This is a genomic window from Vibrio sp. McD22-P3 (assembly GCF_021568915.1).
Classification (GTDB): domain Bacteria; phylum Pseudomonadota; class Gammaproteobacteria; order Enterobacterales; family Vibrionaceae; genus Vibrio; species Vibrio mediterranei.
Window position 1 is genome coordinate 142,374 of the sequence record NZ_JAKGTN010000009.1, and the last position, 15,622, is coordinate 157,995.

Genomic DNA, 15,622 nt, shown 5'->3' on the forward strand with positions numbered 1-15,622 from the left:
ATGTGCATCACAGTTCTTATGGTGGGAGCATGCTAGAAACGGCTGAAAAAACGATAACGACATCGACCGCTTTTCAGCTGTAGGAAGATCGGACTTACTTGAGTGAGATTTAGCAGTGACAGATTTGACATATCACCAAGCGAATGAACTATTTCGCCATTTTCCGGGGTTTCTGTCGATTAGAAATTCGTCCCACGAATACGTCTATATCAATGATAAATTTAATGTCTGGCTGCGCCAGTATACCGACATCAATCCAATAGGGATGACGGCAACCGCACTGGCTCAAGTGGTTCCTGAAAATGTAGCCAATATGCTTCAAGAATGTCATGACGCGAGTATCGATTATATTGAGTCCGGCCAATGCATTCCAAAAATCGTTAAGTTTCAAAGCTTACATTCCACTTTTTACTACAATGTGCTGAAGTTTAAAGTCGACATTGAAGGCGAGTCTTTCATCTATACCACCAGCTTCGATGTTTCTGAACTGCATCAAGAAGCAAAGTTCTTCGAAAAGAAAGCGTATACCGATCCATTAACTAAACTGCGAAACCTGACTTATCTCAGCTCGATTCGCTGGAAAAAAGGATTCTGCGTCGTTATTGATCTCGATAACTTTAAGCAAATTAACGATAATTTGGGTCACAGTGAAGGCGATTTGGTTCTACTTAGGTTCGCGCGTTGCTTGCGACAGAGCTTTTCTGATAAGGATGTGATTGTCCGATATGGTGGGGATGAATTTGTAGTTTTAACGCACTATGAAAATGAAGACACATTAAAGCAAGCTATTGGCAAACTGCATCGGTTATTTATTGATGACTTCCAAGCCTACCCTGAACTTTGCCACAGTATTGGCTATTCGGCATTCCAGTCCAGTTTGCGAATCACTTTGAAGAAAGCCGACCTTGCTATGTACCAAAGTAAGCACGATAAACGCGCGAAAAAGCCTAAAGTCCTATTATAAAAAAGCTGAGCCCAATGCTCAGCTTTTCACTTTTATTTGAGCGCTAGTAACGCTTTTTCATTTTCAATGTGAAGTTCACTAAGGCGATCAGCACTGGCACCTCAATTAGAGGACCAATAACCCCCGCGAATGCTTCAGGTGAATTCAAGCCAAATACGGCAATAGCCACGGCGATAGCCAGTTCAAAGTTATTACCCGTCGCGGTATAGGCAATTGACGCATTCTTATCGAAAGGGACACCCATCTTCTTAGCAACAAAGAAACTCACAAAGAACATCATAAAGAAGTAGATCGTAAGTGGAATCGCTACGCGTACTACTTGCATTGGTAGTTCAACTATCATCTCACCTTTAAGGCTGAACATCAGTACGATGGTAGCCAGTAGTGCGATTAACGTCATCGGTGAAACCTTAGGAATAAAGGTCTCGTTGTACCATTGCTCTCCTTTCTTCGCGACTAAGATCTTGCGACTTAAAAATCCAGCCAAGAAAGGAATACCTAGGTAAATCATTACACTTTCAGCGATATCACCCATTGAGATATCCACGACCTGCCCCTGGAAACCAAATTTTGGTGGCAACACCGTAATGAATAACCAAGCGAGAAAGCTATACGTGATAATCTGGAATACGCTGTTCAGTGCGACTAAGGCTGCGCCGTATTCTTTGTTACCACCACCAATGTCATTCCATACCAGCACCATAGCAATACAACGAGCTAGACCAATTAAAATGACACCTGTCATTAAGCTGGGTTCATCACCCAGAAATATCAGTGCCAGCACAAACATAAGAATTGGGCCAACCAGCCAGTTCATAACCAATGAAAGTGTCACGGCCTTTTTGTCTTGGAGCACACTGCCCATCAGGCCGTAGTTCACTTTCGCCAATGGCGGGTACATCATCAGTATCAAGCCAATGGCGAGAGGGATATTAGTGCTACCCACCGTCATTGACTCATTCAAGTTCTCAATCTGGCTCGGAAATGCAACTCCCAGAACCACCCCAATTCCCATCGCCAAAAAGATCCATAAAGTAAGAAAGCGATCAAGGAAGCCCAGCTTTTTCGGTTGTTCCATAGCTAACTCGGACATGTTAACTCTCCAATATCGTCAATCGTCGAATAACGATTAAATTATAATAATAAAAGTCGGCAATGCCGACTCAATAATCAAAGAATGATAGAAGCTTGCTTAATCAAAGGCTGATTGTGTTAGACGCGCAAAGTCACTGAGTGCCTCTCTCTGGATTCGATAACACACCTTCGGTGGCATCGGCTCAGCACTAATAAAACCGGCGACTTTAAGTATACGTAAATGCTCAGATACCGTTGATTGAGCGAGACCCAATTGAGAAACTAGATCGCTGTTTAAACAACCACCGGCTCGTTCTAGGTCTGACAGAATTCGTAAGATACGAATACGAGCAGGATGGGACAATGCCTTAGCTTGTGCCGCCAGCGTTTTCTCTTGGACCAGTTGCTCATCTGATGCAATGAACATTTCAGTATTATCAACTGTACAATTCGTCACACTCTACCCTCTATCGTATTTTGACGATAAATATACGCCTGACATAAAAAAGAGTCAATCGTCTTTTAACGATTAACTCTTTAAAGTGGATATTTTATGACTTACTGAGCGATCGCTTTCGGAGCACCAGGTAGGCGGATCGAAATGATGGTCGTGAGCACAAGGAAGGCAAAAGAGACCCACATACATGCTGCAAGACCAGCAACTTGGAATATCCAGCCAGACAACACAGTGCCAATTAAACGTCCCATCGCATTAGCCATGTAGTAAAAGCCTACATCCATGGAAACCCCATCACCTTTGGCATAGCTGACGATCAGATAGCTATGGAGCGAGGAGTTTACTGCAAAGATAGCGCCGAAAATCAATAATCCAACCACAATCACAGCCTGTGGGTACCATTGCATTTGAACACAATAAGCGATTATGCCAGTCACGGCCGCAAGTGCTAATGCCCACCACATTGCTGCACTGCCATCGGGCACCTTTCCTTGGGCTTTGCCCGTGATTTTTGGGGCAATGCCTTGAACAAAGCCATAGGCAATTACCCACGTAGCCAGAAAACCACCGACTAATGTATGATCCCAACCGAACACTGAACCAAGGTAAATAGGCAATGCCACGACAAACCAGACATCACGAGCACCAAATAGGAACATGCGTGCCGCTGACAGAATATTGATGCTCTCCGATTTAGAGAAAATCTGCTTAAACTTAGGCTTCGCTTTCGCTTTACCCATATCACTTTCTAGGCTAAGTACGCTGCCGATAAACACCAAACTAAGCACAGCTGCCATGGCAGCAACGGCATATTGGAAACCGAGCACAGAGAGCAGTAAACCACCGATAAAGAAGCCGGCCCCTTTCAGTGCATTCTTAGAGCCAGTTAGAATCGCCACCCACTTGTAGAGTGCACCTTGCTGTTCGTCAGGCACTAACGTCTTAATGGCGCTCTTCGCACTCATTTTATTCAGATCTTTGGCGATTCCAGATAGCGCTTGTGCAGCCATCACCCAAGGGATGGTTAGCCAGACACTCGGCACGGCCAACATCAACAAAGCGAAGATCTGCATCCCAAGGCCGATATTCATGGTTCGATTTAGCCCCAAGCGAGCCCCAAGCCAGCCACCAATTAAGTTAGTGACAACACCAAAGAACTCATAGAACAAAAACAGAGAAGCAATAGCTAAGGTGCTATAACCTAGATCATGGAAATACAGCACCACCAACATGCGTAGCGCACCATCAGTAATAGTGAAATTCCAGTAGTTAAAAGTGACCAGCATATACTGGCGAACGCTTTTGCTAAGGTTAGACAACATAATTCTTCTGCCTGAGTAGGGTTTAATTACTCGTGTAAAGTTGAGTGACTTGCGTAAAACAGAGCTACTCAGTAAAGCAACGTCATCCCTGCTCAAGCAGGGGTCTACCCTATTACTGTTTCAGCGAAAACGAGGCTCCCGCTTTCACTAATACAATAATTAGGATAGAAGTTAAACTAGCGACAACTAGAACGTCGCCGCTAACTTCTCTACATAGTCGATTTGTGGCTGTTTGGTAAATGCGCCTGGACGTAATGCCTGCACTTCACGGCGAATCGTCTCAAGATCCCAACCTTTTTCTAGCAGCAAATTGGCCGCTAGAAGACCAGTACGTCCGGAACCACCCATGCAGTGCATTGCAATCTTTTCACCCGCCTCAACCGCTTGATGTAATTCTGGCGAAATTGCTTTCCAATCCGCTGCAAATTCAACACTTGGCGCGCGATCATCTTCAATCGAAGTTTGAAACCATTTGATTCCTAATGACCTTGCTTTTGCACCAAGCTCTGCAACTCCTGCTTCCGTCATCTCGTGATTATCGAGAGCCGTCACGATCACAGTCACACCTTGAGTTTTAAGTTGCGCTAATGAATCATCCAGAGACACATCTTTAGTACCAGGACAAGGCGTTAATACAAGCGCTGCGTTATCTACTTTAAGTTCCCATGTTGGATGCATCATCATTACCCCGCTAGACCGACTTTACGAACCAATTCTGCAGTGCGCGTTGCATAGCCCATTTCATTGTCATACCACGCATAGATTTTCACCATACGAGAGCCGACCACCATTGTAGATTGAGCATCGACAATCGTTGAGCGCTGGTCACCTTTATAATCGATGGACACCAATGGTCGTTCTTCAAAGCCAAGAATTCCCTTCAGCTCACCCTCTGACGCTTCTTTCAGTAGCGCGTTAACCTCTTCTGCAGTGGTGTCACGTTTAACGTCAAATATAATGTCAGTCAAAGATGCATTCGCTAACGGGACACGAACAGCGTGGCCATTAATCTTGCCCTTAAGTTCTGGGAAAATCTCAACGATAGCAGTTGCACTACCTGTCGTTGTTGGAATAAGGCTCATACCACAGGCGCGAGCACGACGTAGATCTTTGTGTGGTGCATCTAGGATAGTTTGCGTATTAGTCAGGTCATGAATCGTAGTAAACGATGACTGCTCAATACCCAATTTTTCGTGAATCACTTTCACAACTGGTGCAATACAGTTAGTCGTACACGATGCTGCGGTAACAATACGATGTGCTTCAGCGTCGAAAATATCGTCGTTAACACCGACGACAATATTAGCAATACCGGCTTCTTTCACTGGCGCAGAAACCACAACACGCTTAACGCCTTGATCTAAGTATTTGTTCAAGAATTCAGTTTTGCGGTGCACACCTGTTGCTTCAATCACCACATCACAGTCAGACCAATCGATCGCGTCGATATCGCGCTCTTGCGTGGTTTTAATGCGTTTACCATCGATGACAAGCTCATTACCTTCGACTGTAACACCATGATGCCAGGTACCTTGAACTGAATCGAATTCAAGCAGGTGACCTAGTGTGGTTGCATCGCCTGCGACATCGTTGATCAATACAAATTCTAATTCTTGCCAATCGAAAGCAGCACGCAGCGCCAAACGACCAATTCGACCAAATCCGTTAATACCTACTTTAATAGCCATAACTCAATCTCTTAATTACTTAATACATTCGGTGATGAACTAACGCCTAATACCTACTTAGAAGGTGGCACAAGTTCGTTAAAGTTTAGTTGATAAGCGCTTTGCAAGCAGTTCGATTGCTCAAGCCCTTTCAAGGTTCTGTATAACCAGCCTGGCAGCCCTTCCGCCAAGCTATAAAAAACATGCTGCCCTTTACGAGTATCTTTTAGTACACCAGCTTGTCTTAACATTGCCAAATGTCTTGAGACTTTTGGTTGGCTCTCTTCCAAGGCCTCAACAAGACTATTCACACAGACTGATTCATTCGCAGACACCCACAACAAGGTTCGGATACGTGTTTCATCAGACATCAATTTGAAAAACTCATGTGGAAGCATAGTTAAATACTCATATATGGATATGCGTATATATTAATTTTCACATACTAAGAGTCAAGGATCTTTTTGACCTGTCATAAAACCTTCATAATTAAATGGATAGGGATACATAGAAAAGCCCATCAACTTCTTACGGTCGATGAGCTCAGTTGGCAGAATAAACTATTTATTTAACAAAAATTTAGCGATGTAGCCGTTCTACTGCTCTGATGGTTTTGCTCAAGCTCTCTTCCGCTAAAGATGGCATTTTGCTTGCCATGGTGGCATACAAGCTGTCGATCATCGCCAATTTAACCAAACGTGCAGTGCCGTTTTTGCCAAGTACAGGCTCAGGCGACGCTGGGGCATAAAGTGGGATATCCGACAAGGATGACAGCTCTGCGTGATAGTTATTGGTAATAGAAATCACGGTCGCACCAGACTGTTTTGCCTGACGCACAGCATCCATGAGATCAACCGTCTGGCCAGAGTGAGAGACCACCAATACAACGTCTTGGTCTGTCATAATGCTCGCTGACATCAGCATTAAGTGACGATCTTTAGGCACCGATGATTTAATACCAATACGTAGCAGCTTATGCTGAAAATCTTCACAGATGATGCTTGAACCACCAACTGCAAAAAGCTCGATATTTCGAGCCTTTAGCAGGGCCTCTGCAGCCGCATCGACCATGCTTACATCCACAAAATTGAGGATCTCAGTTAGGGCATTTATGGAGTTTTGCAGTACCTTTGACACAATCTTCTCGGCGCTATCATCAGGCAACAAACGCTCACTTGGCGCATAGGACTGAGTTTCGCTCTGCGCATATAACGACTCTTTCAGCTGTTTAAAGCCGCTAAACCCCAACTTCTTCGATACTTTGACAATCAGCGCCGGAGAGACGCTTAATCGTTCGGCAACCTCATTTATCGAGGTCGACTTTTGCAAAAAATGCGGCTGCAAAAAGTTTTCCGCTATCGACTGTTCCGTCTTAGTCAGCGACGGCATCATCATACGTATATTGGGGATTACCTGATTCGAGTTCACAACTTTCAACACAGCTCTCAAAGTATTTCCTTCATTATAACCCTAAAACTACTGGATTTTCTGCACCTGTCGGTGACGAGTGTGCACTTGAATCGCTAAACTTCTAATGTCCAATGCTGGTAGCTGACTGCTTTATCACTTTCGAACCGGAAACCACATTGCAGCTCACTGCTACTTGCTTGTCCAAACAATCGACTGGTCATTACAGCTTTTCCATCATTGATAAAGACTTCAACGCATGAGTGGTCACGCATCAGCTGCAACGAAGAGGCTTTTCCCTTCCATGCTCTATCTTCCCATAAACCTGTTTTAAGGTTCTTTCGTCGAGTTGTGATACTCGAAGGCGTGACTAACAGTGATAAGTCGTCGGACAGCTCAATCGTGATAGTGGCTCCGTCAATATCTTGCAGCAACAATTCTGCACTTAATCCAACCAAAGAGGTGGATAAGCAGGTTCCCGATTGTGGGTTGCGGCGCAACGTCGTCAATTCTTCAACAGGTTGTTGTAACAGCTCACCGTTGAGAATGGTTAATCTGCGCGGGCAGGTCATTTGGTGAATCCAACCATATTCAATAGTTGGTTGATAAGGTTCAAACTCATCCGGTTTGCCCATCCAACCAAACAAAATACGACGTCCCTTGTTATCTTCGAAGGTTTGGGGCGCATAGAAATCGAACCCGTGGTCCATCAAACGGCTGCCAGTAGCGTTGTAAAGCGCTTGATGGTAATCGAGCTCACCCAAAGTGACCTCAACATCAAATGTTTCTGTCGCTTTGCCTTCTATATCTATCCAAGTCTTTGGACAAGTAATCATGACATCGCAACCATCAAGAGCAAAGAGATCTGGACACTCCAGCATAAAGTTAGCATCTTGCTTGCCGTTAATGTCAGTACCGTAAATGTCACCACATTTCTCCCACTGATACAGGTCAGTAGAACGATACAGAATCACCACGCCACGCCGCTGCAGATCTTCTGCTCCAAGCACCATGTAATAATGATTGCCACGTTTCCAAACTTTAGGATCGCGAACATGACCGCTATAACCATCAGGCAATGACAATACCGGCCCAAGTTTAGTTACCGTGCCCTGCTCATCTAGCTGTGCTCTACATTGATAGGCAGTTCGACCACCCTCTGGGTATTTAACATTACCGGTGTAAAACAGCTCAAGCTTACCATCGACTTCAATAGCGGAACCGGAATAACAACCCGATATCTCATAGTCTTCAGTCGGTGCCAAGGCTAAGGGTTTATGTTGCCAATGGATAAGGTCAGAAGACGTTGCTAGCCCCCAAGCCTTTGCACCATGTTCACATTTGAGTGGGTTCCACTGATAAAACAAATGGTATTCACCATTAAAAAACGACAAGCCGTTGGGATCATTCAATAAACCAACACGTGGAGCGAAGTGCCACACTGGACGATATGGATCATGCTCTCCATGTTTAGGGGCATTAAGCAGAGATTGGATGGTTCGCAGGAAATATTGAGAATCTGTCATAAAAACTCCAAAGCCTCCCATTAAGGGAGGCTTATCATTAAATCGCTTATTTCTTTTCAAGCATCTTGTCAGAGAAGCCCATGGTGTAAGTCAACGAGAACGCCACACCACAACTTACCGCGTGAACGAGTAAGTAAGAGAGAATCTGACCATCTAAATAAAGTAGCGTGCCTGGGATAACGGTTACTGCCATACCGCTCGCTGCTAGACCAAGAATTTGCGCCACAAAACCACCAGCAGCACCACCAACTAGGGCGAATACGAATGGACGATAGTAACGAAGGTTCACACCAAAGATTGCAGGTTCAATAATGCCTAGGAAAGCAGATACCGTTGATGGGAAACACAGCGCTTTAAGCTTCTTACTCTGCGTCTTCATACCAACTGCTAGACACGCTGCACCCTGAGCTGAGATAGCACCAGTGATAAGTGCGTTGAAAACGTTGCTACCTTCGTTCGCTAGTAGCTGGATTTCTAGCAGGTTAAACACGTGGTGAACACCAGTGATAACAATCAAATCCCACACGAAACCGATAATCAGACCACTCAAGCCAAATGGTAGGTCAAGCAAGTACTTAGTTGCCTCTACCATAGTCACTTCAACGATGTGGAACAATGGACCTACAGCAAGAAGCGCAACAGCACTCATAATAAGCAGCGTTAGGAACGGAGTCATCACCAAATCAAACGCTTCTGGCATGATTGAGCGAATGCGGCGTTCCAACTTCGCGGTTAGGAAACCTGCAATAAATGCTGGAATAACAGAACCTTGGTAACCAACGACTGGAATAAAGCCAAAGAACATCAATGGATTTGCTTCACCGAAACCAACCGCCCATGCATTAGGTAATGCAGGAGAAACCAGCATTAGGCCAAGCACCAAACCTATCAATGGAGTCCCTCCGAATACGCGGCTTGCCGACCAAGCCACCATCGCAGGTAAGAAAATAAACGCCGTATCCGTGAGAATTTGGGTATAAAGGATAAAGTTTGCAGGGATAGAATCAGGCGTTAGGCCAAATATAGCCAACACTTCAGGTCGCGTCACAAGTCCACGAAGCCCCATGAACAATCCTGTTGCTACCAAGGCAGGTATCAGTGGGACGAATACATCACTGAATGTGCGAATCGCTCGTTGTAGCGCCGTACCTTGTTGGTTTGCTGCTTGTTTAATTTCTGACTTTGAAGACGTCGATAAATCGAGATTCTGAACCGCTTCAAACACACGGTTAACCGTCCCAGTTCCGAAGATAATTTGGTACTGACCACTGTTAAAGAACGCGCCCTTTACCTTGTCTGTATCTTCAATCCTCTCTTTATCGATTTTGGCTTCATCCGCCACCATTACACGTAAGCGTGTTGCACAGTGCGCAACCGATACTATGTTTTGTTCACCGCCTAACGAGTTAACCAACTCTTCTGCAATCAACGAATAAGACATCATTTCATCCTGCGATTTGTTTATTGAGTAATTGCTTTTCAATCTATCACCCCTTTACGTGCTAGACGACGATCTTTATCACAAAATAAATTATTTTATGAAATTTGCACCATTGTGAATTTTATTGTGAATTTTTAATTCCATACTTTTCAATTGCTTATATAATTATTGGCGATTTCAATAAAATTTAAATATTTACAGATGTGAATTTTATCGTAAAATTAAAGCCATATTCATCGGTTAAGGTACAGACAAATATGATCATTTCTATTGGTTGTGACCACGTAGGTTTCGAACACAAAGCTCTCGTTATTAGTCACTTAGAACAAAAAGGTCATCAAGTGATCGACTTAGGTGCTCAATCTGCCGAGCGAACAGACTACCCTCAATACGGCAAAGCGGTTGCAAACTCAGTAATTTCAGGTCAAGCCGAGCGCGGTATTTTGATTTGCGGTACAGGTGTTGGCATTTCGCTAGCCGCTAACAAAGTTCCAGGAATTCGCGCAGTGGTTTGCAGCGACCCATACACCGCCCAGCTTTCTCGCGAGCACAACGACACCAACATTCTTTCGTTTGGCTCTCGCGTCGTAGGAATTGAGCTCGCTAAAATGATTGTAGACCGTTGGCTAGAAGGTGAGTTTGAAGGTGGCCGTCACCAGAATCGTATTAACCAAATTGCTGACATCGAAAAGGAGCTCACTCATGGCTAAGTTTTGTCCTTCAATGATGTGTGTGGATTTCTCTAAATTACCTCAAGAGTTGGCTGAGCTAGAGAAAGCCAAAGTAGATATGCTTCATATTGATGTAATGGATGGACACTTTGTTCCTAACTTCGCCCTAGGCCCGGAAGATATTAAGGCTATCCGCAATACAACCGATATTGAATACGATGTGCACCTAATGTTGTCCAATCCAGATCAGTACATTGATATGTTTGCCGATCTCGGTGCAAGCCTAATGTATGTTCATGCGGAGGCACCACCGCACCTACATCGTACGCTTGGTAATATTCAAGCTAAAGGTATTAAATCAGGTCTGGCTATCAATCCAGGCACACCACTGAGTGTGATTGAAGATGTACTTGATGTCACAGACGTAATTTTGGTGATGTCAGTTAACCCAGGATTTGCGGGGCAGAAGTTCATTGCCAATGCTTTCAATCGAATTGATCGCATTATTGACATGATCAACAAACAAGGTACCGATACTAAGCTGGCTATTGATGGTGCGATCAGCCCTGAAGTCATCGATTTGCTTAAGGATAAAATCGAATACTTTATCCTTGGTACTGCTGGCTTATTTGGTAAACCAACTAGTTATGCGGAAACCATGGATAACTTGAGAGCAATTGCAGATGGCAAGCTAGCCACCGCAGCTTAACCCCCACTTTAAAACCGCTCCTGCTATAAAACTCGCGTATGGCTTGATAAGACCTTTCAATGATGAAAGGTCTTTCTTTAGCTGCAAATAACTCTCATAATATTGCCTGTAACCACACCGTGATGCTCAATCTCTTGAGGAAACCATGACTAAAAAGATTCTCTTTGTCTGCCGAGGCAATTCAGCACGTTCGCAACTAGCGGAAGCGATTATAAATCGCGATTATGCTGAGTTTTATCAAGCCTTTAGTGCAGGGAGCAGTCCAAGTCAGGTTGACGCAAGAACAATATCGACATTAAACGATGCAGATTTTCCTACCGATGAACTGTATTCAAAGTCCATCGACGAGTTTAAAGACACGCATTTTGACTATGTAATTACGCTCTGCTCTTCAGCGCAGCGTGAATGTGGTGTATTCGAGAACACTGAAGAAAGTATTTATTGGGATCTTCCTGCGCCAACGTCACTCTCTGATATCTCCTTCGAAGCGTCTTTATATGATCTGCAAAAGCGCATCGACTTGTTTGTTACCGTTCATCAACCGACTAACGATTTAGATTTTGATCCTTTAGTACTACATAAGTGCTTAGGCGATCAGACTCGCCTCATGATCACTTTATTGATCTTTACAGAGGTTGAATTGAGTGTTGGGGAGCTGTGTGAAGCATTACAAGAATCACAGCCTAAGATTTCCCGAGCGCTCGCAGTACTCAGAAATTGCGGGATCGTTTCAGATAGAAGAAAAGGTCAATGGGCGTTTTACTCCATTTCAGGCAAACTACCACTATGGGCAATCGACATTCTAGACGCATCTGTGGTCAGTATGAGAGGAGCATTAGTGGCGGCTAATCAGCTACTCAACCAATCGACCACCCGCCCAGAAAAACATAATTAGCCACCCATTTTCGTATCATCGAATAAAGGTCAGCAGTTGGTGCATTTCAGTAATGCTATGTAAATATGAGCTATTGATTGTGGTCTCTTTATGCGGTTCCGCATGGGAAAAGTACAACGTGGTTACATTGGCTTCAACGCCAGCTTGAATACCAACCAGAGAATCATCTATGAATAAACACTCTTCTGAGCTCACTTGCATTTTGTCCATCACGTAGTGCAACAGTTTGGGATCGGGCTTCCATGCATTGGCATCCAAAGCACTGAAGACAGTGCCTTCAAAGTACTGGTCTAGTTTAGCCAGCGGCAACGTAAACGCCATCTTTTCATGGGGAGCATTTGATGCGATACATACCGCAATATTATTCGCCTTCAGCTCATCCAATACTTCATAGACACCATCGATAACCGTTAATTGTTCAGCAAACAGCTCCTTACAACGCAGTCGATAGTGGCTAATAAGCTTAGCTAAACCATCATTAGCAAGCTTGGAGTTGTCGTCGACCAGTGCCCCGAAGATCTTTTCCAGTTTCACGCCTTGAAACTGATCTTTGACATCATCATAGTTTACCTCGACGCCAATACTGCTTAGCACCTCTACAATAGCTTGCAAACACAAACGTTCACTATCGATCAGTGTTCCATCACAATCAAAAATCACGCATTTGATTCTCTTTGATGCCATATTTTATTTCACCACCTGATTTTAGTCTGTTGCATTTGAACAATAAATCGTCATAAAAAGCACACAATATCATCAGGGTTTATTGGCTTCAATGGAGGAAGAGTTTGTCCCGTATGGACTACTATTTTGAAAAAAAGTTACCAAATGGTGCCCATTCATCCGGATTATTTATTTTGATCCAAAAATTAAATACTAAGCGCCGAAACCTTGCTCTAAAACAAGTTATGCACAGTGAAATCTGATCAATTCGGTGGTAGAATTCGTGCCCGAAAAGAAAAAAAATTACAGAATTAGCGGTTATTTTTTTGCAATCTTACTGAAATATAGTGGATTAGCTCAAAAAAAGTGGCCTAGAAAGCGCCTCAGTTGGTCATAAAATGACTAAACTTGTTGAAAGACTTTCATTTCTAGAAGAAGCAAGATAGGCAAGACATTTGATAGCTCATGTGAATTATTTATGGGCATCCCTAGCCTTCTAGAGAGACTAATACTAACTTTCAAATTGTAATAATATTTACCCGGAGAGTATCTTCCATGAAAAAGACCAAAATCGTATGTACGATTGGCCCTAAAACTGAATCAGTAGAGAAGCTAACTGAACTAGTAAACGCAGGCATGAACGTTATGCGTCTTAACTTCTCTCACGGTGACTACGAAGAGCACGGCACTCGTATTGCTAACTTCCGTGAAGTTATGGCAAACGTTGGTAAGCAACTTGCAATTCTTCTAGACACTAAAGGTCCAGAAATTCGTACTATCAAACTAGAAGGCGGCAATGACGTTGATCTAGTAGCTGGTCAAGAATTCACTTTCACAACAGATATCTCTGTTGTTGGTAACAAAGACACTGTTGCTGTTACTTACGCTGGTTTTGCACAAGACCTTTCTGCTGGTAACACTATCCTAGTAGACGACGGTCTAATCGAGATGGAAGTTATCTCTACTACTGAAACTGAAGTTAAGTGTAAAGTTCTTAACAACGGTGCTCTAGGCGAAAACAAAGGTGTTAACCTACCAGGCGTTTCTGTTCAGCTTCCAGCTCTATCTGAAAAAGATAAGAACGACCTAAAATTTGGTTGTGAGCAAGGCGTTGACTTTGTTGCAGCTTCTTTCATTCGTAAAGCTTCTGACGTTAAAGAAATCCGTGACGTTCTAAACGCAAACGGTGGCGAGAACATCCACATCATTTCTAAGATCGAAAACCAAGAAGGTGTAGATAACTTCGACGAGATCCTAGAGCTTTCTGACGGTATCATGGTTGCTCGTGGTGACCTTGGTGTTGAAATCCCAGCTGAAGAAGTAATCTTCGCTCAGAAAATGATGATTGAGAAGTGTAACCGTGCTCGTAAGACAGTTATCACTGCAACTCAAATGCTTGACTCTATGATCAACAACCCACGTCCAACTCGTGCTGAAGCGGGTGACGTTGCGAACGCAATCATGGACGGTACTGATGCAGTAATGCTTTCAGGTGAGACAGCTAAAGGTAAATACCCTGTTGAAGCGGTAACTATCATGGCTCAAATCGCTAACCGTACTGACGGCGCACTAAAAGCTGAGCTAGGTTCTCGTCTAGACAGCCCGCGCCTGCGCATCACAGAAGCAGTATGTAAAGGTGCAGTAGACACCGCTGAGAAGCTAGCTGCTCCACTAATCATCGTTGCTACTGAAGGTGGTAAGTCTGCACGTTCTGTACGTAAATACTTCCCAACAGCAAGCATCGTTGCGCTAACAACTAACCCTAAGACTGCTGCACAGCTAGTTCTTACTAAGGGTGTTCGCCCAGTTCTTGTTGATTCAATCGACAGCACTGATGAGTTCTACAAAAACGGTAAAGAGTACGCTCTAGAGTCTGGTTTTGGTAAGAAAGGCGACATCGTAGTAATGGTTTCTGGTGCTCTAGTAGCTTCAGGCACAACTAACACAGCTTCTGTTCACGTACTATAATTCTTACAGTACATTCAGAACATCTATAAAAAGAGGGCATACGCCCTCTTTTTTTTATAATTATCTTGCCCAATTTTTCAACACGCTGTACTATCCTTACGTTTTTACAACACAGCATACTGCTGAGTTGCTTTTAGGTAATTCTATTAAGTTAATGAGGTGCATTGTGTCTAGCCCAACTTTGACAGACAAAGTAGCGAAGCTAATCTGTCAGGATATTCTTTCCGGAGAGCTTAAACCAAACCAAAAGCTGGTTGTTGCGGAGCTTAAAGAAAAATATAACGTAGGAGCATCCCCTATCCGAGAGGCACTAATTCAGCTTTCGTGGATTAAGTACGTAAAGCTTGAACCGCAAAAAGGATGCTGGGTTGCACCTGTTTCTAAGGTCGAACTCTACGACCTATATGAAAGCCTCAAGGTTGTGTCCTCTGTGTTACTAGAAAAATCAATCAAAGAAGGTAGTGAAAGCTGGGAGCTGGAAATACTGACTGAGTTCCATAAGCTATCGCGCTTTAAGTTCCAAGCAGAAAACTTCAATTGGCAAGAGTGGGAAGAGCGTCAAGAAGCCTTCTACAGTTCTCTATTGAGTGGTTGCTTCTCTAAGAACATGCTTGAGTTTTTTAGCGATATTATCAGGCAGGTTAAACGTTATCGACGTATCTCGTTAACCCATTCACCAAAAAACTTCTCACAGTTATTCAACCTCGATGAACATGAAAAGATCATGAAGCTAACGCTAGACAAAGATCTTGATGGTGCGAAACAGCAACTTGCTGAACAGCTAAATCGAATGATGAAAGAGATTGAGTCAACGGTTGATGAGATAGAAATGGCATAAAAAAATCGGGGCTAGCCCCG

The 15,622-nt window shown here is 43.7% G+C and carries 16 protein-coding genes; 6 read left to right on the plus strand and 10 right to left on the minus strand.

The annotated features are described in order from the left end of the window. Positions 1-115: 115 nt before the first annotated feature. Positions 116-964, plus strand: a complete 849-nt coding sequence (locus tag L2W36_RS12455) for a GGDEF domain-containing protein (RefSeq protein WP_038224050.1) — start codon at positions 116-118, stop codon at positions 962-964. 43 nt (positions 965-1,007) lie between these two features. Here L2W36_RS12455 and arsB read toward each other — a convergent pair whose 3' ends face one another. The 9 genes from arsB to L2W36_RS12500 all read right to left on the minus strand — a co-directional run bounded on the left by arsB (position 1,008) and on the right by L2W36_RS12500 (position 9,900). After that, positions 1,008-2,057, minus strand: coding sequence for an ACR3 family arsenite efflux transporter (gene arsB / locus L2W36_RS12460; RefSeq protein WP_236110186.1), 1,050 nt, complete (start codon positions 2,055-2,057; stop codon positions 1,008-1,010). A gap of 99 nt (positions 2,058-2,156) precedes the next feature. Next, entirely contained in the window at positions 2,157-2,465 is a 309-nt protein-coding gene (locus L2W36_RS12465) for an ArsR/SmtB family transcription factor (RefSeq protein WP_050798630.1), read from the minus strand. A 131-nt stretch (positions 2,466-2,596) separates the two neighbouring features. Beyond that, the gene (gene arsJ, locus L2W36_RS12470) at positions 2,597-3,817 is read right to left on the minus strand and encodes an organoarsenical effux MFS transporter ArsJ (protein WP_236110187.1); all 1,221 of its coding nucleotides are present in this window, start codon (positions 3,815-3,817) and stop codon (positions 2,597-2,599) included. Positions 3,818-4,003: 186 nt separating this feature from the next. Continuing rightward, positions 4,004-4,498, minus strand: a complete 495-nt coding sequence (locus tag L2W36_RS12475; protein ID WP_236110207.1) for a cyclin-dependent kinase inhibitor 3 family protein — start codon at positions 4,496-4,498, stop codon at positions 4,004-4,006. 2 nt (positions 4,499-4,500) lie between these two features. Continuing rightward, positions 4,501-5,505: an ArsJ-associated glyceraldehyde-3-phosphate dehydrogenase gene (locus L2W36_RS12480; protein WP_038224056.1), complete on the minus strand. Its 1,005-nt coding sequence runs from the start codon at positions 5,503-5,505 to the stop codon at positions 4,501-4,503. Positions 5,506-5,558: 53 nt separating this feature from the next. Continuing rightward, positions 5,559-5,882, minus strand: a complete 324-nt coding sequence (locus L2W36_RS12485) for a metalloregulator ArsR/SmtB family transcription factor (protein WP_006072614.1) — start codon at positions 5,880-5,882, stop codon at positions 5,559-5,561. A 181-nt stretch (positions 5,883-6,063) separates the two neighbouring features. Further along, positions 6,064-6,924 (minus strand): SIS domain-containing protein, encoded by an 861-nt coding sequence (locus L2W36_RS12490; protein WP_231892984.1) that lies wholly within the window; start codon positions 6,922-6,924, stop codon positions 6,064-6,066. A gap of 83 nt (positions 6,925-7,007) precedes the next feature. Further along, complete coding sequence (locus tag L2W36_RS12495) at positions 7,008-8,417, minus strand: glycoside hydrolase family 32 protein (RefSeq protein WP_038222608.1); 1,410 nt, start codon at positions 8,415-8,417, stop codon at positions 7,008-7,010. Between the two features lie 46 nt (positions 8,418-8,463). Further along, the gene (locus tag L2W36_RS12500; protein ID WP_231892981.1) at positions 8,464-9,900 is read right to left on the minus strand and encodes a sucrose-specific PTS transporter subunit IIBC; all 1,437 of its coding nucleotides are present in this window, start codon (positions 9,898-9,900) and stop codon (positions 8,464-8,466) included. Positions 9,901-10,115: 215 nt separating this feature from the next. Between L2W36_RS12500 and rpiB the strand changes: the two genes are divergently transcribed. From rpiB to L2W36_RS12515, 3 genes are all read left to right on the plus strand, one after another. Then, positions 10,116-10,568: a ribose 5-phosphate isomerase B gene (gene rpiB / locus L2W36_RS12505; protein ID WP_038225066.1), complete on the plus strand. Its 453-nt coding sequence runs from the start codon at positions 10,116-10,118 to the stop codon at positions 10,566-10,568. Beyond that, the gene (gene rpe / locus L2W36_RS12510) at positions 10,561-11,238 is read left to right on the plus strand and encodes a ribulose-phosphate 3-epimerase (protein ID WP_006075705.1); all 678 of its coding nucleotides are present in this window, start codon (positions 10,561-10,563) and stop codon (positions 11,236-11,238) included. The genes rpiB and rpe overlap by 8 nt, the downstream gene beginning before the upstream one ends. Positions 11,239-11,383: 145 nt before the next feature. Next, complete coding sequence (locus tag L2W36_RS12515) at positions 11,384-12,133, plus strand: metalloregulator ArsR/SmtB family transcription factor (protein ID WP_062459926.1); 750 nt, start codon at positions 11,384-11,386, stop codon at positions 12,131-12,133. A gap of 15 nt (positions 12,134-12,148) precedes the next feature. Here L2W36_RS12515 and L2W36_RS12520 read toward each other — a convergent pair whose 3' ends face one another. Beyond that, positions 12,149-12,817: an HAD-IA family hydrolase gene (locus L2W36_RS12520; protein WP_096442808.1), complete on the minus strand. Its 669-nt coding sequence runs from the start codon at positions 12,815-12,817 to the stop codon at positions 12,149-12,151. A gap of 534 nt (positions 12,818-13,351) precedes the next feature. Between L2W36_RS12520 and pykF the strand changes: the two genes are divergently transcribed. Both pykF and L2W36_RS12530 read left to right on the plus strand, forming a co-directional pair. Beyond that, positions 13,352-14,764 carry a pyruvate kinase PykF gene (pykF, locus tag L2W36_RS12525; protein WP_006075666.1) on the plus strand — a complete coding sequence of 471 codons (1,413 nt, stop codon included), beginning with the start codon at positions 13,352-13,354 and terminating at the stop codon, positions 14,762-14,764. A gap of 154 nt (positions 14,765-14,918) precedes the next feature. After that, complete coding sequence (locus tag L2W36_RS12530) at positions 14,919-15,602, plus strand: GntR family transcriptional regulator (protein ID WP_038223427.1); 684 nt, start codon at positions 14,919-14,921, stop codon at positions 15,600-15,602. Positions 15,603-15,622: the final 20 nt, after the last annotated feature.

Coding starts and splice junctions, on each gene's coding strand:
- arsB (WP_236110186.1), bottom strand. CDS start 2,057: ATGTCCGAGTTAGCTATGGAACAACCGAAAAAGCTGGGCTTCCTTGAT.
- L2W36_RS12465 (WP_050798630.1), bottom strand. CDS start 2,465: ATGTTCATTGCATCAGATGAGCAACTGGTCCAAGAGAAAACGCTGGCG.
- arsJ (WP_236110187.1), bottom strand. CDS start 3,817: ATGTTGTCTAACCTTAGCAAAAGCGTTCGCCAGTATATGCTGGTCACT.
- L2W36_RS12475 (WP_236110207.1), bottom strand. CDS start 4,498: ATGATGCATCCAACATGGGAACTTAAAGTAGATAACGCAGCGCTTGTA.
- L2W36_RS12480 (WP_038224056.1), bottom strand. CDS start 5,505: ATGGCTATTAAAGTAGGTATTAACGGATTTGGTCGAATTGGTCGTTTG.
- L2W36_RS12485 (WP_006072614.1), bottom strand. CDS start 5,882: ATGCTTCCACATGAGTTTTTCAAATTGATGTCTGATGAAACACGTATC.
- L2W36_RS12495 (WP_038222608.1), bottom strand. CDS start 8,417: ATGACAGATTCTCAATATTTCCTGCGAACCATCCAATCTCTGCTTAAT.
- rpiB (WP_038225066.1), top strand. CDS start 10,116: ATGATCATTTCTATTGGTTGTGACCACGTAGGTTTCGAACACAAAGCT.
- rpe (WP_006075705.1), top strand. CDS start 10,561: ATGGCTAAGTTTTGTCCTTCAATGATGTGTGTGGATTTCTCTAAATTA.
- L2W36_RS12515 (WP_062459926.1), top strand. CDS start 11,384: ATGACTAAAAAGATTCTCTTTGTCTGCCGAGGCAATTCAGCACGTTCG.
- L2W36_RS12520 (WP_096442808.1), bottom strand. CDS start 12,817: ATGGCATCAAAGAGAATCAAATGCGTGATTTTTGATTGTGATGGAACA.
- pykF (WP_006075666.1), top strand. CDS start 13,352: ATGAAAAAGACCAAAATCGTATGTACGATTGGCCCTAAAACTGAATCA.
- L2W36_RS12530 (WP_038223427.1), top strand. CDS start 14,919: ATGAGGTGCATTGTGTCTAGCCCAACTTTGACAGACAAAGTAGCGAAG.